Source organism: Edwardsiella anguillarum ET080813 (assembly GCF_000264765.2).
Lineage (GTDB): Bacteria > Pseudomonadota > Gammaproteobacteria > Enterobacterales > Enterobacteriaceae > Edwardsiella > Edwardsiella anguillarum.
Window position 1 is genome coordinate 3,369,169 of the sequence record NZ_CP006664.1, and the last position, 20,555, is coordinate 3,389,723.

15 protein-coding genes and 1 pseudogene are annotated in these 20,555 nt (G+C 52.9%); 8 read left to right on the top strand and 8 right to left on the bottom strand.

Annotated features, from left to right (window positions below; all coding sequences use genetic code 11):
- Positions 1-33: 33 nt before the first annotated feature.
- Together ETEE_RS15165 and ETEE_RS15170 are read left to right on the top strand one after the other, a co-directional pair.
- A complete protein-coding gene (locus tag ETEE_RS15165) occupies positions 34-486 on the top strand; it encodes a cupin domain-containing protein (protein WP_049703754.1) in 453 nt (150 codons plus the stop codon).
- Between the two features lie 46 nt (positions 487-532).
- Positions 533-2,008 carry an MFS transporter gene (locus ETEE_RS15170; protein ID WP_034164298.1) on the top strand — a complete coding sequence of 492 codons (1,476 nt, stop codon included), beginning with the start codon at positions 533-535 and terminating at the stop codon, positions 2,006-2,008.
- A gap of 10 nt (positions 2,009-2,018) precedes the next feature.
- Here the strand turns inward: ETEE_RS15170 and ETEE_RS15175 are convergent, their stop codons facing one another.
- The 8 genes from ETEE_RS15175 to ETEE_RS15210 all read right to left on the bottom strand — a co-directional run bounded on the left by ETEE_RS15175 (position 2,019) and on the right by ETEE_RS15210 (position 10,227).
- On the bottom strand, positions 2,019-2,924 hold the full coding sequence (locus tag ETEE_RS15175; RefSeq protein ID WP_034164297.1) for a LysR substrate-binding domain-containing protein: 906 nt from the start codon (positions 2,922-2,924) through the stop codon (positions 2,019-2,021).
- A gap of 75 nt (positions 2,925-2,999) precedes the next feature.
- Positions 3,000-4,223: a cytosine permease gene (locus tag ETEE_RS15180; RefSeq protein ID WP_034164296.1), complete on the bottom strand. Its 1,224-nt coding sequence runs from the start codon at positions 4,221-4,223 to the stop codon at positions 3,000-3,002.
- A gap of 24 nt (positions 4,224-4,247) precedes the next feature.
- The gene (locus tag ETEE_RS15185) at positions 4,248-4,640 is read right to left on the bottom strand and encodes an allophanate hydrolase-related protein (RefSeq protein ID WP_034164295.1); all 393 of its coding nucleotides are present in this window, start codon (positions 4,638-4,640) and stop codon (positions 4,248-4,250) included.
- An 18-nt stretch (positions 4,641-4,658) separates the two neighbouring features.
- A complete protein-coding gene (locus tag ETEE_RS15190) occupies positions 4,659-5,618 on the bottom strand; it encodes a carbamate kinase (RefSeq protein WP_034164294.1) in 960 nt (319 codons plus the stop codon).
- Entirely contained in the window at positions 5,615-7,036 is a 1,422-nt protein-coding gene (locus ETEE_RS15195) for a YlbE family protein (protein WP_034164293.1), read from the bottom strand. The genes ETEE_RS15190 and ETEE_RS15195 overlap by 4 nt, the downstream gene beginning before the upstream one ends.
- The gene (gene fdrA / locus ETEE_RS15200; protein ID WP_034164292.1) at positions 7,033-8,595 is read right to left on the bottom strand and encodes an acyl-CoA synthetase FdrA; all 1,563 of its coding nucleotides are present in this window, start codon (positions 8,593-8,595) and stop codon (positions 7,033-7,035) included. The genes ETEE_RS15195 and fdrA overlap by 4 nt, the downstream gene beginning before the upstream one ends.
- 100 nt (positions 8,596-8,695) lie before the next feature.
- Positions 8,696-9,553, bottom strand: coding sequence for an oxamate carbamoyltransferase subunit AllH family protein (locus tag ETEE_RS15205; protein ID WP_034164291.1), 858 nt, complete (start codon positions 9,551-9,553; stop codon positions 8,696-8,698).
- Positions 9,554-9,558: 5 nt separating this feature from the next.
- The gene (locus ETEE_RS15210; RefSeq protein WP_034164290.1) at positions 9,559-10,227 is read right to left on the bottom strand and encodes a cysteine hydrolase family protein; all 669 of its coding nucleotides are present in this window, start codon (positions 10,225-10,227) and stop codon (positions 9,559-9,561) included.
- Positions 10,228-10,527: 300 nt separating this feature from the next.
- Between ETEE_RS15210 and ETEE_RS22010 the strand changes: the two are divergent.
- The 6 genes and pseudogenes from ETEE_RS22010 to ETEE_RS15240 form a co-directional block, all read left to right on the top strand.
- A pseudogene (locus tag ETEE_RS22010) lies at positions 10,528-10,701 on the top strand (transposase); the annotation flags it as partial.
- Between the two features lie 514 nt (positions 10,702-11,215).
- Positions 11,216-14,125, top strand: coding sequence for a BapA/Bap/LapF family large adhesin (locus ETEE_RS21550; protein WP_158407650.1), 2,910 nt, complete (start codon positions 11,216-11,218; stop codon positions 14,123-14,125).
- A gap of 80 nt (positions 14,126-14,205) precedes the next feature.
- Positions 14,206-15,618, top strand: a complete 1,413-nt coding sequence (locus ETEE_RS15225) for a TolC family outer membrane protein (protein ID WP_081926433.1) — start codon at positions 14,206-14,208, stop codon at positions 15,616-15,618.
- Positions 15,615-17,750: a type I secretion system permease/ATPase gene (locus tag ETEE_RS15230; RefSeq protein ID WP_049703756.1), complete on the top strand. Its 2,136-nt coding sequence runs from the start codon at positions 15,615-15,617 to the stop codon at positions 17,748-17,750. The genes ETEE_RS15225 and ETEE_RS15230 overlap by 4 nt, the downstream gene beginning before the upstream one ends.
- A 97-nt stretch (positions 17,751-17,847) precedes the next feature.
- On the top strand, positions 17,848-18,966 hold the full coding sequence (locus tag ETEE_RS15235) for an HlyD family type I secretion periplasmic adaptor subunit (RefSeq protein ID WP_370634783.1): 1,119 nt from the start codon (positions 17,848-17,850) through the stop codon (positions 18,964-18,966).
- Positions 18,967-18,980: 14 nt separating this feature from the next.
- The gene (locus ETEE_RS15240; RefSeq protein ID WP_034164288.1) at positions 18,981-20,534 is read left to right on the top strand and encodes a glycosyltransferase; all 1,554 of its coding nucleotides are present in this window, start codon (positions 18,981-18,983) and stop codon (positions 20,532-20,534) included.
- The last annotated feature ends 21 nt before the right edge of the window (positions 20,535-20,555 follow it).

Here is a 20,555-nt window from a genome sequence, read left to right on the forward strand (position 1 = left end):
AGTCCCCCGGTCATTATTTAAAGGAGTTAAACAATGAAAACATTATTTTTGGCGTCGGTTACGATGTTGTTCTCGCTGGTAGGTTATGCCTATGCGGCGCCCGCGTCTGCTGTACCGGCTGGCATCTTGGATAAGGCGCGTCCCGATATGACCCTGGCGCAGCTGGAGGAGTGGGGCGATCTCTCGCTACTCCAGGCAACCCTCCTTGAGGGAGATGGGAAAATCTATGGTAAATATCTTATTAATGACCCGGAGCGTAACATCGATGCGGGTTATTTTGCCGTGAAAAAGAATAAGTTCAGTATGACATTTCCTTTTTCAGAGTTAGCAACCGTGCTGCAGGGGAGTGTGACCTTGACCAATAGCGCGACGGGTGAACGTAAGACTTATCACCCCGGGGATAGCTGGATTATTCGTAAGGGGACGCCGATCGTCTGGGAGACGCACTCTGCCGAGTTTATTAAATACTATTTCAAGGTCGAATAAACCAAGCATCGATCTGCACCCATGCCTATGCATAGAAAGGTTTTTTATGTTCTCGTTAAAAAAGATAACGGTGTTATTCGTTATCATCTTAGTCTACTTGCCCGTGTCGCTGGATGCGACTATTTTGCATGTCGCGGTGCCAACGTTAAACCATAGCCTGAATTTAACCAGTAATCAGCTGCTGTGGGTGATCGATATTTATGCCTTATTGATGGCAGGGTTATTGTTGCCGATGGGCAGCCTCGGCGATCGCATCGGTTATAAGAAGCTGATGCTGGCCGGCGTGCTGATCTTCGGTTTAGCGTCGTTGGCGGCGGCGTTCTCTCAGAGCGCGCAGATGCTGATTGCTTCCCGTGCTCTGTTAGCGCTGGGAGCCTCGATGATCTTACCGGCGACGCTCGCCTGTCTGCGCGATGTCTTTACCGATAGCGACGAGCGCAATATGGCGATCGGCGTGTGGGCCTTTGTCGGCGGCGGCGGTGCGGCATTGGGTCCACTGGTCGGTGGTTATATCCTGAATCACTATGATTGGACGTTGGTATTTTTGATCAACATTCCCATCGTGCTGTTCTCCATTCCCTTGATCATCTGCCTGTTGCGGCGTCAAGAGAAAAATAATCGGCAAAATATTAATCTGCTTCAGGCGCTGGTGTTCATTAGCGCGATCATCGCTATCGTCTTCGGCCTTAAGCATGTCTTTGCGGCATTGACGTATGTTAACCTGGCGGTACTGGTCATCGGTCTGTTAGTGATGTATGGCTTCATTCGATTCTCCCTGCGGAGTGAGCATCCGATGATCGACTTCTCCCTGTTTGGCAACCCGATGGTGTCGACCAGTACCGTGGTGGTGGTATTTTCGATGGTGGCGGTGGTGGGATTTGAGCTGCTGATGGCGCAAGAGCTGCAGTTTACCCATGGCTATTCGCCGTTACAGGCGGGCCTCTTCATGTTCCCCTTTATTCTGTCGTTTGGTCTCTCCTCTTTCCTGGTGGTGATGCTGTTAAACCGACTTGGCTTTAAACTCACGGCCTGTATCGGATTAGTCGTGGGGGGGGCGGCCCTGCTGAGCCTGGCGTTGATCGATGTGACGGCGGCCTATGTTAAGTCGACGCTGTTGATGGTTCTGCTGGGGGTCGGCCTGGAGATGGCGTTCCTGTCGGCCACTTCGACCATCCTGGCGGCGGCGCCGAAGGATAAGGCGGCGGCGGTGGGGGCGATCGAAGGGATGGCCTATGAGCTGGGCACCGGTCTCGGGGTGACCCTGTTCGGGATCCTGCTTTCGCTGTTCTATGTCGGCAATCTGCGTGAACGCCTAGGCGAGATGGCTCCCACCGAGTTCGGTAGCTCGTTGGGGGAGACTATTCAGGCGGTCGCACGCCTCAGTCCCGCTGATCGGGAGGCTGTTCTCAACATCGCTAGCGATGCCTTTCTGTCGGCGCATAGCGCGGTGCTGATCATCGCCAGCCTGATCCTGTTTCTGTTGGCCGCGCTGTCGTGGCGCCTGATCCCCGCGAGATCGTGAGGAGGAGCGCTTAGCCACCGCTCAGGCGGGCGATGATGCTGGGATGTTGTAGATAATCCATACACCAGTTACCCACCTTACCCATGCCATCGGAGCGCGCCGCCAGAAAGAGTTTGGTGGCGTGCTTGTGCTCCCGCATCGGTTTTTTCAGGATGCGGCCGCTATTCAGTAACGGCAGCGCCAGATGGTGGGGAATATAGCCGATGCCGACATTCTGTTCGATCAGCGCGATGGCGGTGGTAAAGTCCGGGACGAACAGCGGCTTTTGTCCTTCAAGCAGCCAGGCCTGCAACGGAGGAAAATTGATCGCCGTATCGCGGATACAGACCGCCGTATGGTGGCGTAGCTCGGCGTTCTCCAGCGGATGGCGCGCGGCGGCCAGCGGGTGGAGCGGGCTGACCACGAAATCCCACTCCATTTGCCCACACGCCTCGCTGATGATGCCCTCACTACTGGGCACGGCGTGGGGGGCGCCGATGACCAGATCGGCACGGCGGCTGTAGAGGGCGTCCCAACAGCCGTTATACACTTCAAGATTGACCGTGAGAGTGGTGGTGGGAAATTGTTGTTCGAAATCGCGGATAAACGTCACTAGCACGGTATTGGGAATAATATTGTTGACCGCGATGGCGATCTCCCGCTCCACACCGTCGTGGATCAGCACGGTGTTGCGTCGCAACGCCTCCATGTCGCCGATGATGGTGCGGCTATGTTCAATAAAGTAACGCCCGGCCGGGGTGAGTTCGATATAGCGCCCCTTGCGCAGGAATAGCGTCGCACCGAGCGCCTCTTCACTCTTTTTGATGGTATAGCTGATGGCCGATGGCACCTTATTCAACTGCTCGGCCGCGCTGGTGATGCTTTGATGGCGGGCGACTAGCTGAATGATACGTAGGGTTTCGTCGGAGATGAACATAGGGCTTCCCTGTCGGCAAAGAGCGGCTGAACCCGGTATGGGTTCAGCCGTGATAGCGCCTAGTATACGCGGGAATTAACGCCGTTGGTTGACTCGACTGAGCAGCGCATAGGCGACACAGGCCACTAAAATGGAGTCGAGCGAGGGAATGGTCGTCAGGGTGAAGGCCCCCTTCACCGTGAGGAAGCCGACGACGGCGCCGAGGATCCAGGCGGCGAAGGTCAGCAACTTAACGGCAGGCTCCTGGGTAAGCACCGTCTCCTGGTAGCCGTTTTGGCGGTAGAGGAAGAAGTCTGCGATATAGATCCCGGCGACCGGAGGGGTGGCGATGCCGAGGAACAGCAGGAAGGGAATGAACCACGCCATGATATCCAGGCTGCCGAGGAGGGTGGAGAGCACCCCCAGCGCCACAGTGATCTGCCACTTAGGCAGGCTCGGCCATAGGGTGGAGAGCACCAGCGTGCCCTGGAACAGGTTGCCGGCGTTCCCCGTGATACAGGCGAAGATCAGCAGCAGGGCGGCGGGTAACACCGCACCGAATACCGCCATCGCGCCCAATAATGAGCCTTGACCGCTTAGCGCGCTCGGTGTTGCACCGGCCCAATATAGCAGCGGGTAGGCGACCAGGAAGGCGATGATGGCGGCGATCAGCGCGTGCTTACGATCGTGGACGAAGCTACCGAAGTCGGGCAGGGTGGCGACCAGCACGATGATGGTGCCGACCACTGTCGAGACCGCTACGCCGGTGTTCATGCTGGCGACGGTATCCGGCACGCTCGTCGTGCTCTGGGTGGCGATATACAGGATATAGCACAGCATCAGCGCGATGATCGGCACCGCGATCTGCGCGACGCGGCCCAGCACGGCGAAACCAAAGGCCGTCGAGGCGACGAAGATCACGCTGCCTGCCGCGACGAGCAGCGGTACTGGCAACGTCAGGCCATGTTGCGCCAGCAGATCATGCACCGAGTGACCGAACATATTGGCGGTGACGGTGATCCAGCCGAACAGGCTGATCGCCATCAGTACGTTGATGGCGATGGCGCCCCGTTCGCCGAAGGCATACTTTACGATGCCATAGGTGGGGAGACGCGCCTTCTCGCCGACGCTGATGGTGATCGCCGCCAGGACGGTCAGGATCAGCCCGCCCAGCAGTACCACGGTGATGAGGTTGCTGCTGGAGAGTTGATTCCCCAGGCTGGAGGAGGAGAGTAACACCGGCGTGACCGCGATCCCCAGGAGGATCATCGCGATGTGAAAGCCCGATGCGGTGTTGAGATTCGCTGCTGTTTTACGCATAGCTTGTTCCCTCTAAAAGGCACGTTACACGGTGTGGTAGTGTCCGGTGTATTTGCGCCAGCTGCCCAGGTCGGTGATTTCACGCTGTCCTTCGGTGAGCCAATTCTCCGCCAATACGCCTAAGACCTCGCTGCCATCGGCAAGCTTGACCTTACCGATGGTCAACCCGGCCGGTTCGCTCATCAGCAGTTCGGCAAAGCTGGCCAACGGCAGTGCCCAGATCTCCAGTTCGACCTGTGTGCCGCCTTGCACCACGCGGATCATCCCTGGATGGCGATCGTTAATGCTCCATAGGCGGTAGTGGGCGTCGGTGCGATCCTCACGGACGAAGACGCCGCCCGCCTGTTGCATGTTCTTGTTGAGTTCCAGGCCGCGCATTAGGGTGCCATTAACGGCCAGTAGGGTGGTGGTGGTCATGCTGTTCTCCGATGAAATTTATGGGATGATCCAAGTACCGTTCTGCTGCGCCAGCGCCGCTTTAATCGCCTGCGGCGTGGTGATCAGGCCGCGGGCGTTGTTGCCGCGTTGCTGACTGGCGTCGATAAAGTTGAGGATCGCCTCGATCTTGGGCTGCATACTGCCGACGCCGAACTGGCCGGCCTGGAGCAATGTCCGCGCTTGGGCGCGATCGAGGTGATCCAGCCACTGTTGCTGCGGTGTGGCAAAGTTAATCGCGACGCGTTCGACGCCGGTGGGGATCAGCAGGAGGTCGGCGCCGAGCTGGCTGGCGAGCAGGGCGGAGGCGAGATCCTTGTCGACCACCGCCTCGACCCCACGCAGCTGCCGTTGTGCGTCGCGCACCACGGGGATACCGCCGCCGCCGCAGGCGATGACGATGTATCCCTGACGTACCAGTTGGGCGATGGTGTCATGTTCGATGATCGCCAACGGCGCCGGCGAGGGGACGGTACGTCGCCAACCGCGCCCGGCATCCTCCATCACGCTCCAGCCAAGCTGCTGTTGTCGCGCTCGCGCACACGCCTCGTCGAGAAAGCCACCGATGGGTTTGCTCGGCTGGTTAAAGGCCGCGTCGTGCTCATCAACCAGCGTCTGGGTCACCAGGGTGACGACGGGCTTGGCGATGCCGCGCCGCGCCAGCTCGTTGTGTAGCGCCTTTTGGAACATGTAGCCGATGGCGCCCTGGGTGTCGCCGACCGCATAATCCAGCGGGACAGGGGCGATCTCGTCGCTGGCCAACTCGGAACGGCGCAGGATGAAGCCAACCTGGGGGCCGTTGCCATGCGTTATCACCAGATCCCAGCCCGCGTCGACCATATCGGTGATGTGCCGTACGCTTTCCATTACGGCGGCATATTGATCGGGAATACTGTTGCGTCGCTCATCCTGGATCAGGGCGTTACCGCCGACGGCGACGACGGCTAATGGCTTACTCATTGTGCTTCTCCTTGGGCGACGCGTTGGGCCAGGGCGCGGATCGCCGCGTTAAAGCAAGGCATCGGCGCGGTGGTGATCCCCGCACCGATCTGGCCGATGCCCGCCTGCTTGTGGGCGATCCCGGTGTTGATGATGGGCAGAATGCCGCGATCGACCACCTTACGGGCGTCGATGCCGGCGGCGGTGGGGGCGAAGTTGAGCGCCGGCAGGGTAAAGGCGGGGTTATTCCCCAGCGTGATGGCCTGCATACGTCGACTGTTGTTGGTGGCATCGGCCGGGGTGCCGCCGACAAACTTCACGATGGCCGGCGAGGAGGCCATGGCGAAACCGCCGACCCCCGCGGTCTCGGTGATGGCGCTGTCCCCCAGATCGGCGGCGGCGTCATCGACGCCATAGCCAGGGAAGAACAGTCCCTCGACGGCGTTGGCCGGGGCCTGGAACCACTGATCGCCGGTGCCAGATAGACGGATACCGAAGTTCACCCCGTTACGTGCCATCACCGTCACCAGTGAGCTGAAAGGCACCCCGGCGGCGGCGTCCATCATCGCCTTACAGGCCGCCATCGACAGGTTGAGGAAGAAGTGATCGTTGGCGGTGATAAAGGCGACGCTACTTTGCAACTGAGGCAAAGGCAGGTCGCAGGCCAGCAGGGCGGGCAGCAGGCGCTTGATCAATAGCCCGGTGGCGGCGGCGTTGCGGTTATGCACCTCGTCACCCATGTGCAGCGCCTGCGCCATCAACGGCTTAAGTTCCAGCTCACCCAGCTGGTGGATGGCGGCCTTGAGCGCCGGAGCCAACTGATCGCGCATCCAGCTTAGGCGGGTAAGCACCTCCTGGCTGTTGGCACCGAAGCGCAGCACCTTGCCTAACCCCTCGTTAAAGTTGCTGAAGGTGCGCTGGCCGTTGCTTTTATTTTCCACCACCCATAACGGCATCGACGGGCTGATGATCCCCGCCATCGGTCCGACAGCGTGGTAGTGATGGCAGGGTTCGAGGCTGATTTCGCCCGTCGTGATCTGGCGTTCGGCCGCCTGGTGGCTATCGGCCCAGCCTTCGAACAGGATGGCGCCGATGATCGCCCCCTTGACCGGGCCACACATCGCCTGCCAGTCGATCGGCGGACCGGCATGCAGAATGCGCTTCTGCTGCGCCAGCGCCGGGATCGCCTCGTGCGCGCTCATGACGTCGATCAATACCGGCTGTGCCTCGAGGTAACGCGCCATGGCGATCTGGTTGGCCTGCTCGACGAGCGGGTGCGCCAGCAGGGTGGCGAGATCGAGACCGGTTGCGATGTCGCCCTGGGCGGGCGGCTGCCAGTTGAGGGCGATCACCTCGCCGCCGACCTGCTGGATGGTGTTGGCAAAGCTTTGTAGCCCGGCATTGATGACCTTTAACGGCTGACTAAATAAGGTGTTCATGCGCTTACTTCCTTTTTCTTCTGAGCTTGAATGTGTGCGACGTAACTGGCCCATTGGGCAGCCTGAGCATTGCAATCGGCGACCAGGATGCCGGCCTGACGGAGCGCCTGGATCTGCTGGCTGCGGCACTGCGGATCGGCCTCGGTGCCGCAGACATGGGCGATCAGCAGCGGAGCGTGCTGCCGGTCGATCTGCGTCAGTTGCTCCAGCAGCGCCTGCGCCGGGGCGTCGGCGGCGCCGTAACCCAGCACCAGGTCGAAGAGCACCACGGCGCAGCTGGGATCGCGCAATTCCGCCAGCAGGCGTTGGTTGCGCAGCGTCGGATCGATCATCGGATGGGGCTTGCCACGGGTGAAGTCATCGTCGCCCATGTCGATCAGGGTATGGTCATGACTGCGCCAGATGTCGCTCAGGGGGGCGTTGCCGGCGATCGGCGTGTTGGAGTGAGCGATCAGCCCCTGTTGTTGGCAGATGAGCTGCGCTTCGTAACAGAAGGTACCGCCGGCGAAGACGCCGCGAATGGCCTGACGTTCGGCGCTGAGCCCCTGGCTGGCCTGTTGCAGTGAGGCCATCTGCGCTGCGGATAACGTCGGCTGCGTCAGCGGCAGCGCCTGCTGGTTGAGTAGCGCAACGGCGATATCGGCGGCGCTGGCCAGGGTCGGCGCGGCGGTGACATTCGGGCGAGTGATCGTCTCGGGTGCGGCGCCAAGGAAGTTGACCACCACCGGTTTCGCCGCGGATTGGGCCTGCGCCAGGATGCGTTCGGCGACGGCGCGGGCCGGCGGCTTCGAGATCAACACGATGACTTGCGTGTCGTCATCCTCCGCCAGCGCCTGCAGGCCGAACAGCATGGAGAGGCCGCCGATCGCCTCGCTGAGATCGTGCCCGCCGGTGCCTAATGCCTGCGAGATGCCCGCACCGAGCTGATCGAGGCGGCAGGTGACCTCCTGTAGCCCGGTTCCGGAGGCGGCGACGAGGCCGATCGCCCCGCGGCGCACCACGTTGGCGAAGCCCAGCGGTGTGCCGTTGACGATGGCGGTGCCGCAGTCTGGCCCCATCACCATGCGTTGGCAGGCTTGGGCATGCAGCTTGATCGCCCGCTCTTGCTCCAGGCTGACGTTGTCGCTGAACATCATCACGTTCATGCCAAGGTTTAACGCCTTCAGCGCCTCGGCGGCGGCGTAATCGCCGGGCACGGAGATCAGGGCTAAGTTGGCGTCCGGCATCACCTCCCGGGCCATGGCGAGGCTGACCAGTTCTGGCGTCTTGATGCCCTCGCCGCCGCTCTCTTCCGGCTTGCTGTTCAGGCGTTGCTCCGCCAGCAGCAGGGCGTCGGCACAGGCCTGCGTGTCGCCCTGTACGGCGATGATCAGATCGTTAGGCCCGGCCTGGATATCGTCGCCCAGCCCGGCATCGCGCAGTTGCCCCAGGTTGGTGGGCGTGCCCATCACCACCGAGGCCTGATGAATCCCAGGTAGCTTACTGATTTGTGAAGAGATTTGCATCAGGGAGACCGAGTCCTGATACAGATTGTTGAAGACGGTGTAATTCACATTCATTGCGTTATATCCATTGTTTCTGTCGCCTAAATTCGCTGAATTTGGGCAAAACGAAGCCGCGCAGCGAGCGAAACGGCTGCGGAGGACTCCCGGGTATCATTCACTGCACGGCGTTAAGCGTTCGCATGCCGTGCAGCAGGCCGGCCAGACAATCCACGCCGGAGGTGGCGCCGAAGCGCATGACGCGCTCGGCAGCGGCGTGGAGGGCAGCCGGCGCTGTATTCGTGCTCAGCTGACTGAGCAGATGGTAAATCGGTTGTGAGAAGTGCCCCTGCAGGGCGCGGCTCAGGTAGTGTGCGCTGATGTCGGTGGTCAGGGTTAAATGTGCCTGAATGATGCCGCGTAATCGCTCACGATGGGCCGCCAAGGTCGGGGAGAGTGGCCACCAGGTGAGGGCGGCCAGGTAACCCAACAGGTAGTCATCACCATCCGGCGTCAGCCCTTTGCCATAGCCAATCAGACAGGGCACTTGCCGCTCAAGGCGCTCCGGCGTCTCCTGAGGAATAAGCGCGCCTGAGCGCGTCAGTGGCTGCCACGCGAGATCGCTGACACAGGTGTGTGCCAGGCCGTATTGCTGTAACTGCGCACACAGCCGCGGGTAGTGCGTGGCAAACGCCGCCGCCGTAAGCGGCCGGGTCGCGCTGCGCGCCGTGGGTCGCCAGACGGGCGCGTGACGCAGATCGATCTCGAAACGCTCCGCCAATAAGCGGCCCGCCGTCAGCCTGACGGGGGCGTGCCGGACGGCCATATGCCGCCACTCCCAGCCTACCGGCAGGGCGACCCGCAGCGCATCGGGTAAATCGGGGTAGCGCTGGCCGCACAGTAGCGTGAACAGCGCTCCTTGGGCATCGCGCAGATTGAGCGCGTGTGCGAAGCTGCTGTGTACCGACAACGACTGCGCGCTACGCTCGGCGGCAAGATAGCCACACGAGAGCGCGGGAAGCAGCGGCGGCCTCATACAACTTAGCCCTGTAACCCGGCGATGATGGAGTCGGCGTCGCTGACCCAGCCGAAGATCGCCCCCTGCGCCTTGATCATCTCCAGCGCGGATTTCTGGAACTCGGGGAAGTAGGAGCCGACGCAATCGGCCGGGATGATGCACTGATAACCGCGATCGTTGGCTTCACGCACGGTGGTATTGACGCACACCTCGGTGGTCACCCCGCAGACGATCAGCGTCTTGATGCCATGGTTTTGTAGGATCAGCTGCAGATCGGTCTGGTAGAAGGCGCCTTTACCCGGCTTATCGACCACCGGCTCCCCGGCGATAGGGTAGAGCTCTGGGATGATGTCGTGGCCTGGTTCGCCACGCACCAGGATGCGACCCATCGGGCCCGGCTCGCCGATGAAGGTCTTTCCGCCACGGGTGAGCTTGGCGGCGGGGCAGTCGCTCAGATCGGCGCGATGCCCTTCGCGGGTATGGATCACCAACAGCTGATGGGCGCGCGCGGCGGCGAGCACTTTTTGGCAGGGGGCAATGGCGCTACGCACCAGCGAGACATCATTACCGAGCGCCTCGCCAAAGCCGCCGGCCTCGACGAAGTCACGCTGCATGTCGATCATCACCAGCGCGGTGCTCTGGGGATCGAAGGGCAGGGCGAAGGGTTGAGCCTGGAATGCCTGTTGCGTCATGGTACTTCTCCTGTGCGTTGAATTAACCATCCGTTATCTCTGGAGGCGAGTATTCCCGACAATAGTGCGTTGCGACAGGAAAATAGTTTGCCGCACAGCGGCAAAATTTTTGCAGCGAGCGGGCGGTGGCATGCCAGGGTGTGAGGGCGCTCATGGCGAGGTTCGTAGCATCAATATAATCGATGATGAATATTTTTTAATTCAAAAAATTAGTTGATGGAGTGTGATGCCCCCCACCTATTTCATCGATGTGCGCAGGGGGAGAGCATGCCAGAAAGAAGAGCCTGCGCCGCCTGACGTGGTCTGAGTCTACGCCAGCACTCAAATGGCGACAGGCCGGCGCTGATGAACATGACTAAAAGGGGAGGCAAGCATCTGCGCACTCTTCTTATTCATGGTATCCATGCTGTTGTCATGGGTAACGAGAATAATAGCGATGGGTATCTGAATCAGTGGATTAACAAGATGAAGGGATAGCGTGATTTTAATAAGACGGTATTGGTTGAATTATATTACTTTATCTTGGCTAATGTGTAATGGTGTGAGGGGGGGTATAATCTGAAGTCAGTGACTTGATATCTTCAGTTTTTCTACAATAAGGTGATTACGTCTGATGTGTATTATTATCGTGCTTCTCAAATAAACTATTAACCACATGTCAAATATGGTCATTTTTGTAATTAACAATTAACTGAATAATATCAGTAATTTTATTTATTATATAGCAGCAATAGTTATTTATAATAATAAAAATTTATTAAATATTTATTTTGTGGATGAAAGTTCTGTTTTTTAATTTCTTTATGGTGATATGTTTTTTTAGTCATCTTTCTGTGATGCTGAGAGGTAAATACCTATTTTTTTTGTGGTTGAATGCTTTGGTTTAATAAGTGTATAAAGCTGTGGATCTTCATTATTGTTTTTTGCATTACGGAGTTGATGACTCCACTCGGCATATTTTACACATGTGCTTAGTACGTAATGTAGATTGTATCTAATTGAGAATAAAAGTTTATATATGGATGTAGAGCTAATGGATGATATATCTACCATCGATAGGAGTAGCGGTGAAATACTGAGCGTCAATGGGCGTGTAATAACACTCTCACACCCGAGTATTATTACGCTCTCTGCAGCGAAAGAGAATGTTGTTCTCTTTGTTCGTGAAGGTCGGAATCTTGTTGTTGCGTTGAAATCAGGGGGTAAGATAATACTCGTCGATTTTTACCCTGAAACAGGAGAGGACTCTGACAATGTACTCGTCATTAAGGATGAAGATGGCGCTTTATGGTGGGTAGAGCATCCTGGAACGGCTTTTCAATATACTACATTATTGCCTGATATTGAAAGTCTGATGTTGCCTCAGGATAATTCATCGATAGCTTCTGGATTAGTTGGTTTTACCGGACTGGGGGGAGGATTGGCCGGACTGGCGGCGCTTGCTAGCCGGGGAGAGGGAAGCCGTTTAACAAACAACAGTGACTCCGACGCCGAGGGCGGCGCGGGCTCCGATAGCGACTCCGACAGCGAGGGTGGCGCGGGCTCCGACAGCGACTCCGACGCCGAGGGTGGCGCGGGTTCCGACAGCGACTCCGACGCCGAGGGCGGCGCGGGCTCCGACAGCGACTCCGACAGCGAGGGTGGCGCGGGCTCCGATAGCGACTCCGACAGCGATTCCGACAGCGAGGGTGGCGCGGGCTCCGATAGCGACTCCGACAGCGAGGGCGGCGCGGGCTCCGACAGCGACTCCGATAGCGACTCCGAGGGGGGATCGGGCTCCGACAGTGACTCCGACGCCGAGGGCGGCGCAGGCTCCGATAGCGACTCCGACAGCGAGGGTGGCGCGGGCTCCGATAGTGACTCCGACGCCGAGGGTGGCGCGGGCTCCGACAGTGACTCCGACGCCGAGGGTGGCTCGGACTCTGACAGCGACTCCGACTCCGAGGGTGGCTCGGGTTCCGATAGTGACTCTGACTCCGAGGGCGGCGCAGGCTCCGACAGCGACTCCGACAGCGACTCCGACAGCGACTCCGAGGGGGGATCGGGCTCCGACAGTGACTCCGACGCCGAGGGCGGCGCGGGCTCCGACAGTGACTCCGACGCCGAGGGCGGCGCGGGCTCCGACAGTGACTCCGACGCCGAGGGCGGCGCGGGCTCCGACAGCGACTCCGACTCTGAGGGGGGCGTAGGCTCCGACAGCGACTCCGACTCCGAGGGGGGCTCGGACTCTGACAGCGACTCCGACGCCGAGGGCGGCGCGGGCTCCGATAGCGATTCCGACGCCGAGGGCGGCGCGGGCTCCGACAGTGACTCCGACGCCGAGGGGGGTGCGGGCTCCGACAGCGACTCCGACTCTGAGGGGGGCGTAGGCTCCGACAGCGACTCCGACTCCGAGGGGGGCTCGGACTCTGACAGCGACTCCGACGCCGAGGGCGGCGCGGGCTCCGATAGCGATTCCGACGCCGAGGGCGGCGCGGGCTCCGACAGTGACTCCGACGCCGAGGGGGGCGCAGGCTCCGATAGCGACTCCGACGCCGAGGGCGGCGCAGGATCCGATAGCGACTCCGACGCCGAGGGCGGCGCGGGCTCCGACAGTGACTCCGACGCCGAGGGTGGCGCGGGCTCCGACAGTGACTCCGACGCCGAGGGTGGCGCAGGCTCCGATAGCGACTCCGACAGCGATTCCGAGGGGGGGGCGGACTCGGATAGTGATACAGAATTGGATTTGAAACTCTCTGATGATAATGCAGTACTAAATGGGGAATCAAAATCTTATACCGTTGATAACGGAACGTCGTCGCAGACGAGTTTCGCGGTGGTATCAATTGGGTTAGGCGATATCCTTGATCTCTCTGTGATCGATATTAAAAAACAAGCTAAGGTTTCTGTAGAGGAGGGGACAACGCGTTCGATTACTCTACAAGGAAAAGGTGGTGGTGTTAGTATCGGTTCCGTTTTTGACCTATTAATTTATAAACTTAATCCAGAAACAGGTAATTACGATAAGTATCATGTCGAGAAGAATTTCCTTAAGATCCTTTTACTCGGAGGCGTCGGTGATGAAGTGGAGATTACCTTACCCGCGGGGGACTATGTGTTCCTATTGGATCAGACTTCCGGTATCGCGGTTGCGACGGGGGTAACTCTGGATTTTCTCACCGACGTGACAATAGGGATGGAGGTGTTTGGTGAGAGTATCAACGGTAATGTCATTAGCGGTAGTGAAGATGGTGCGGGGATGGATATTGTCCCTGAGGGTACCGTTGTTAGCAGTGTAAATGGTATTAAGTTGTCGGGAAGCGGTGAGACAACAATTGTTGGAAAATATGGTTTCCTCACTATTGATTCGCAAGGTAACTATAGTTACACCCTTAATGATGGGATCAAGCCAGAGAGTATTCAGGATGCAGAGGTTTTCGTTTACGAGGTGACGGCTCCAGATGGTTCGAAGAGTGAGGCAAAATTAACGATAGATATTAAGGTCGACGGTAGTGGGGGCGGGCCAGAGTCGACTTTAGGCAAGGGGGAAGAGGCTGAGTTATTACAGCCAGTTGATGACAATGTGGTGCTAGATGGGGAAGTAGATATAGCATTGGCTGAGACGATCTTGCTAGATATCAGTGAGACAATCGATCATGAGACGTTTGATTTTGTTTTATCTAGTGAAGATAACGGCGAAACTATACATCTCGCAGATATAGAAATTAATAACTTATTATCCGATGCTGGAGATAAAAATTCTATCTCTTCAATACCATTTGATGGAACTGAAGAGGTTTCGATGCTTAATGTTCAAGCAGCCAGTTATCCAATGACTTCTGCTGTGTTAACAAATACTGTTGATAGCACAGTTAATAGTATTGACTATATTATTGATTTTGATTCTCCTGAAGTTTAAATCAGTTGTGTTTAGTGGCATGGCGCAGTAAGCGTGGCACACGGATGTGCTAGTATATATATATTTGGATGTTAGAATAAATGGCTTTGAATAAATTCCATTATGGATTGTTGTTGTGGGTGCTATCTAGTGGAAGTGGTTGGGCCATAGATAGTATAAAAAAGACAGATGTCATCTTGTCGCAAGAGGAATTATCTGCAAATACATCCTTACGGTTGAGTAATAATTCAAGGATACAGGATGTGGTGTCTCCTGTTGCGCTAGATATCACTAAAGCCGTGTGGCGGGCGGTTCAATGGCATCCCAGTATTGCCGAAGTTGCAAGTAAGATATATGAGTCTAGTGAAAGAGTAAATATCGAGCGGGCAAAGTATTATCCTCGGGTTAGTTTAGGTATGAATAATGAGTTGCTTAATTCTTCGTCAGGGTTTAACTATGACCCAGCCATTGACTTGAGTTTGACTCAGGTGCTGTATGATTTTGGTAAGATAGATTCATCGCTACGTGCAGCGAAAGCGAAGGTGGCTCAAACTCAAGCCGAGTTATTGTTAAGAGTTGATACTGTTGCATATGATACGGCGAAGAGTGTAGTTCAAATTCAGGGCTATCAGAAATTAATTGATATCGCTCGGGATCAAGTTATAGCGCTGGAGAGTATTATGATGTTGGCTCAACAGCGCTACCGTGAAGGCGCTAGTTCATTTTCTGATGTTGTACAAACTCAGACCAGAATTGAGGGGGCTCGTTCTACCCTGTTACAATATCAGGCTAACTTAGAGCGCTGGCAGGCTACGCTAGCAAATTTTCTCGGTTGGGGGCACGTTAATAGTGTGGCAGATGAACTTCCTTGGGCCTTAAGTAATTACTGCCAGATTGCATCTTTAGATTATAAAATAGTTCCTGCGGCTTTACTCTCTACAGCACAATTAAGATATGCACAAGCTAATCTAGATACTGCCATGGCTCAAATGACGCCAACGATAGCTTTGGTTCCAAATGTAACGCACTATATCAAAGATAGTGGCATGGTATCACGTGGTTACGATAGAACACAGTTTGCTTTGAGAGTTAAGGTAGATATGCCCTTATACCAAGGGGGGGGGTTATCAGCCAATCGTAATGCCGCGCAATATATGATTCAATCTGCACGTGCAGCGTTGAAAAATACTGAGTTAAACATCTCTAGACAATTGAATGAATCGAAAAATGAAGAAATTACGCTATCACGAACTTTGATAACGCTGAGTAAACAAAAAAAGTTAGCTGAGGAAACTTTTAGGTTATATAAGAAGCAATATCTCCAATTGGGTGGGCGAACATTACTTGATTTATTAAACGCTGAGCAGGAAATATATCAGGTATCTTTTTCGGAAATTGAAATAAATAATCAATTGAATATACTTCAACTCGATTGTCTCTATAGTACTGGAAATATTAGATCAGCATTTAAATTAAATAATACAATTATCCAGTCTGTGGAGGTTCAATCATGAGTGAATTTGATGGACAAATACTATCTAAGGAAGTAACTTCTGATAATAAAAAGAAAATGAATGCATGGGCCGATGCGATAAGTCAGATTGCCTTATTTTATCGGATTACTCATTCACGGGGAGTGCTATATTCCATTACACAGTGGCAGAGTGGTTTACCTCTGATGTCTGCTCTGACGAATCTTGCGCGACAAGCGGGACTATCTGCACGTTTACTTGATCAGTTGGATCTCGATGTTTCACTATGGCGCTTGCCTCTCGTTGTTGAGTTATCGGATCAGCGTATCGCAGTGATTACTCGTTTTGATGGTGATGATTCGGTAACGCTAAATTTTTCAGATGATAGTCAGCAAAATGTCGTCTCATACCATGAACTATTGAGTGAAGTACGGAGTGTGGTCTCTTTTCGCCCATTAGCAAAGGGTAAAGATAGTCGGGTGGACGCTTATGTGACGGCATTTAAACCAGATTGGTTGAAGCGCTTACTCGCTCATGATTGGAGAACATATGGATATGTGGTTTTATCATCATTAATTATTAATATATTAGCTCTATCGGGTATCTTGTTTTCGATGCAGGTATATGACCGGGTGATTCCTGCGCAATCGCTTCCGACACTATATGTGCTATATGCTGGAGTGATATTAGCGGTTTCTTTTTCATTTTTATTAGGGTTAAGTCGTGGCCATATTTCAGATATTTTAGGTAAACGAGCAGATTTGCGAGTCTCAGAGCGGGTTTTCGGCCATACATTACGTTTGCGTGAAAGTGCAACTCCTCGCTCGACAGGAAGTTTTATTGCACAACTGCGCGAGTTGGAGCAGATTCGAGAAATGGTGACCTCTACTACGGTAACGGCTGTAGTCGATATCCCATTTTTTATATTTTTTATATTTGTGCTATTTCTAATATCACCGCAGTTAGCCTGGGTTGCACCATTAGCTGCATTGTTCATGATTATGCCAGGCTTTTTCTTGCAGAGAAAAATGGGGGAGCTAGCTAAGAATTCCATTCATGAATCTGTGTTACGTAATGCTGTATTAGTTGAAAGCGTTCAAGGGCTTGATGATATTAAGCAACTGCAAGCAGAAGAGCGTTTTTTACAGCAATGGAATGGTTATGTTCGTATAATTTCTGAATCAAATATTAGACTCCGTAGATTGACACAAGGATTAACTACTTGGGGAGGCGCGATCCAAAGTCTGGTCTACGCGACGGTGATCTTTGTAGGGGCTCCAATGGTAATTGATGGTGACCTCACGACTGGCGCAATTGTTGCAGTGTCGCTGCTTTCATCGCGGATGATTACACCCATGACCAAATTATGTGGTATCTTGGCCCGCTGGCAGCAATTGAAGGCGGCTAAGGCAGGGTTAGATAGTATCCTACAGCTTCCTATCGAAATAGATAATGAGCAGCAATGTGTGCATTGTCCCGTATTGTATGGGCACTATCAATTTAATCATGCCGTGATGCAATACACTATTCATGATCCATTAGCTCAGTTGAAAATTAATAAATTGGAGATTAGGCCTGGTGAACGTATAGCGCTGTTAGGTCCTAATGGAGCCGGGAAATCAGCCTTGTTGAGAGCGTTGTCTGGCGGGATGACGCTCGTTTCTGGGGAGGTTCGCCTCGATAATATAAGTTTACCTCATATTGATGTTTATGATGTACGGCGTAATGTGGGATTTTTGACACAAAATGCTAGATTGTTTCACGGAACATTGCGTGAGAATTTAATGTTAGGCGCTCCCCATGTTAATGATGAAAAATTATTTGAAATATTAGAAATAGTCGGAGCAGCCAGCTTTGTACGTCGTTTACCATTGGGCATAGAACATATGGTAATGGAGGGTGGGGGCGGGCTTTCTGGTGGCCAACGTCAATCTCTTCTGCTAGCAAGAACTCTACTGCGTGATCCTAATATCATCCTGTTGGATGAGCCCAGCGCGCTACTGGATGAGAATACTGAGCGGGAGTTTATTAAGCATTTTAATAAATGGCTAGCGGGACGCACACTTATTGTTACAACTCATCGCCGTGCGATATTAGAGTTAGTTGATCGTGTCATTGTGTTACGAGATGGCATGATAGCGCTCGATGAGAGAAAAGATAAAATCATTAAATAAGTATTAGAGGAATGGTATGAAGCGTATGTTTGAGCGCTTTTTAAAACCGAGAAAAAAACAGAACCAGGGCTTCGAAAATGATGAGGTCACTGGGTCTATATGTCTCATTATAACAATATTTTTATTATGTCTAACACTTATGATTTGGGCTTGGGGGGCCGTATTGGATGAAGTGTCATCAGGGGCAGGAAAGGTCATTCCGAGCACTCGTGAGCAGATTGTTCAATTGATTGATGGTGGCGTCTTACTTGAGCTAAATGTTCGCGAAGGGGAGACGGTAAATGAGAATGATATTATTGCAAAACTGGATCCAACTCGTCATGAATCAAATGTAGGAGAGAGTCTTGCACGATACCATGCTGCATTGGCTGCCTCTGCACGCTTACATACTGAGGTAAATGATTTGCCTCTACATTTTCCAGATGAGTTGCAGGAATTTCCTGAATTAATTGCTAGCGAGACGCGACTTTTTAATTCACGTCGAAAGCAACTTAATGATGCGACGGCAAGAATTAATGAGTCTTTATCCCTAGTTAATAATGAGCTGCTGATTACTGAACGGCTTGCTAAGAACGGTGCGGCCAGTGAGGTTGAAGTATTAAGGTTACGTAGACAACAGTCTGAATTGAGACTAAAACTGACGGAAATAATCTCCCAGTATTATGTTCAGGCACGTGAGGAGTTGGCTAAAGGTAACGCTGAGGTTGCCTCGTTAGCTCAGGTCATTAAGGGTCGGGCAGATTCGTTGGCTCGTTTGGTCGTTCGCTCTCCGGTTCGCGGTATTGTTAAGAACATTAAGGTGATGACTATTGGAGGGGTAATTCCAGCAAACGGTGTATTAATGGAGATCGTACCATTAGATGATCATCTATTGATCGAGGTGCGTATTTCACCTCGTGATATCGCATTTATCTATCCCGGACAGCAAGCAATGGTTAAAATATCTGCCTATGATTATGCCATTTATGGGGGGATGACGGGTGTCGTCGAGAGTATATCACCAGATACACTGCAGGATGAAGTTCGTCCTGAAATATATTATTACCGAGTATTTATCAAAACAGATGTCGATTATCTGAAAAGTAAATCTGGTGCGCAGTATGCTATTGTTCCAGGAATGGTGGCAACGGTGGATATAAAAACAGGTGAGAAAACTATTCTTAATTATCTGATTAAACCATTTAATACAATGCGCGAAGCATTACGTGAAAGATAGCCAGGAGGGCTGGTATGCAGTGTCAGCAAGAATATATAGGGCGTGAGATCGTTATGCTTTATCCTAGAATTGGCGCTAAGAAAAATGGATTAGTTATGGCGATGTTAAAGCGAGCTAATACGTTGGGAAAGGCTGGATGTAGTGTAACCATCTTAACGGTGGAGTATGATTCTGACCTTTTGCTTATTTATCAGGATTTGTTGGCAAGAAATTTAATACATCCGCGGGTAAGGTTTGTTAATATGTATGCATATTACCTTGGTATGCCATTTACGCCGCACAAGCAGCAGATTGATCCTCCTCCTGTGACTCGATATCTGGCGCCAGATGCTTCAGGGAATTTTGTTTTTGATAACGTAAAGGGAGAAAAGCGTTATGAGGTGACCCGAGATAATGGAGTGCTTGCTTATGTTAATTACTTGCGGAATGGACAGATCATTTTACGTGCTAAATATGATGGGCATCAGTGTCTAAGTTGTGTTCAATCATTAGTAGATGGAAAGGTTCTCGTTGAATATTACTTTAAGCGTGATGGTAAACTTAAAATAATTAATAGCTACGATGCCAAAAAAGAGGGTAAGGTATTAACTAGTTGTTTATTATTTACTGATGATGGTTTTATCGAAAATACGTTTGCCAGTGAGAAGGATTTATTTTTATATTTTTTTGATAAACTATTTTTACGCACTGATTATTTTTATCATTTTATCATAGATCGAGCTATCTACTTTGGTGAAATTCTTTTATCTAGAGTAAAGAAAATAAATCACGCTTATTATGCCGCAATCCATGCGGCACATTATGTGCGCGCTGACGATATAAATTCACGGCCAAATAAAAACTACGTTTTTTACTTTGAGAACGTGAAGGAGGTAGATGCATTTGTATTTTTAACGCGCCGGCAATTGCTTGATGCACAAGCAAGGTTTGTGCTCGGCGAAAAATGCCATCATATTCCTCATGTGGCAGATAATCTCATCAGAGAAAAAGCTATTGAGCGCAAGAAATATAAATGTATTTCACTCGGTCGCTTTGATCCTGTTAAAAGATTGCCCGAGTTAGTTAAAATATTTTCTTATGTGGTTCAAGCGATTCCAGAGGCAATGTTAGAGATCTATGGTTATGGGTCTGAAAGTGAGAAGATCATGCAGGCGATCGAGACGTATGGTTTGCAAAATAGTGTTAAGTTGTGTGCTTATACTGAAGAAGTGAGTGCTATATATCAATCTGCAGATTTGATGCTATTTACTAGCTCTTCAGAGGGATGGGGGTTAGTGATTATGGAAGCATTAGCTAATGCTTGCCCTGTGATTGCTTTTGACATTAATTATGGCCCTGCTGATATGATCCGAGACGGTGAGAATGGTTTCTTGATCGAGGATAAGCAGTATAGGGTGTTTGCCGAAAAGGTTATTGCAGCATTGCGGGATCGAGATGGCATACAATTATTACAAGATAATGCAATCCGTAGTGCGAAAGAGTATACAGAGTTCAATTTTTCACAACGTTGGATGACGTTGTTGAGTCAGATTGAGTTAGCTAAAGGTTGTCAATTACGCTTATTTTAAGAATGTGTCATCAGTCGTAAA

What these genes read in the sequence shown, in the direction of transcription:
- ETEE_RS15190 (WP_034164294.1), bottom strand. Translation starts at nt 5,618, where the DNA reads ATGAGTAAGCCATTAGCCGTCGTCGCCGTCGGCGGTAACGCCCTGATC.
- ETEE_RS15180 (WP_034164296.1), bottom strand. Translation starts at nt 4,223, where the DNA reads ATGCGTAAAACAGCAGCGAATCTCAACACCGCATCGGGCTTTCACATC.
- ETEE_RS15210 (WP_034164290.1), bottom strand. Translation starts at nt 10,227, where the DNA reads ATGACGCAACAGGCATTCCAGGCTCAACCCTTCGCCCTGCCCTTCGAT.
- ETEE_RS15165 (WP_049703754.1), top strand. Translation starts at nt 34, where the DNA reads ATGAAAACATTATTTTTGGCGTCGGTTACGATGTTGTTCTCGCTGGTA.
- ETEE_RS15175 (WP_034164297.1), bottom strand. Translation starts at nt 2,924, where the DNA reads ATGTTCATCTCCGACGAAACCCTACGTATCATTCAGCTAGTCGCCCGC.
- ETEE_RS15195 (WP_034164293.1), bottom strand. Translation starts at nt 7,036, where the DNA reads ATGAACACCTTATTTAGTCAGCCGTTAAAGGTCATCAATGCCGGGCTA.
- ETEE_RS15170 (WP_034164298.1), top strand. Translation starts at nt 533, where the DNA reads ATGTTCTCGTTAAAAAAGATAACGGTGTTATTCGTTATCATCTTAGTC.
- fdrA (WP_034164292.1), bottom strand. Translation starts at nt 8,595, where the DNA reads ATGAATGTGAATTACACCGTCTTCAACAATCTGTATCAGGACTCGGTC.
- ETEE_RS15185 (WP_034164295.1), bottom strand. Translation starts at nt 4,640, where the DNA reads ATGACCACCACCACCCTACTGGCCGTTAATGGCACCCTAATGCGCGGC.
- ETEE_RS15205 (WP_034164291.1), bottom strand. Translation starts at nt 9,553, where the DNA reads ATGAGGCCGCCGCTGCTTCCCGCGCTCTCGTGTGGCTATCTTGCCGCC.
- ETEE_RS15230 (WP_049703756.1), top strand. Translation starts at nt 15,615, where the DNA reads ATGAGTGAATTTGATGGACAAATACTATCTAAGGAAGTAACTTCTGAT.
- ETEE_RS15240 (WP_034164288.1), top strand. Translation starts at nt 18,981, where the DNA reads ATGCAGTGTCAGCAAGAATATATAGGGCGTGAGATCGTTATGCTTTAT.
- ETEE_RS15225 (WP_081926433.1), top strand. Translation starts at nt 14,206, where the DNA reads ATGGCTTTGAATAAATTCCATTATGGATTGTTGTTGTGGGTGCTATCT.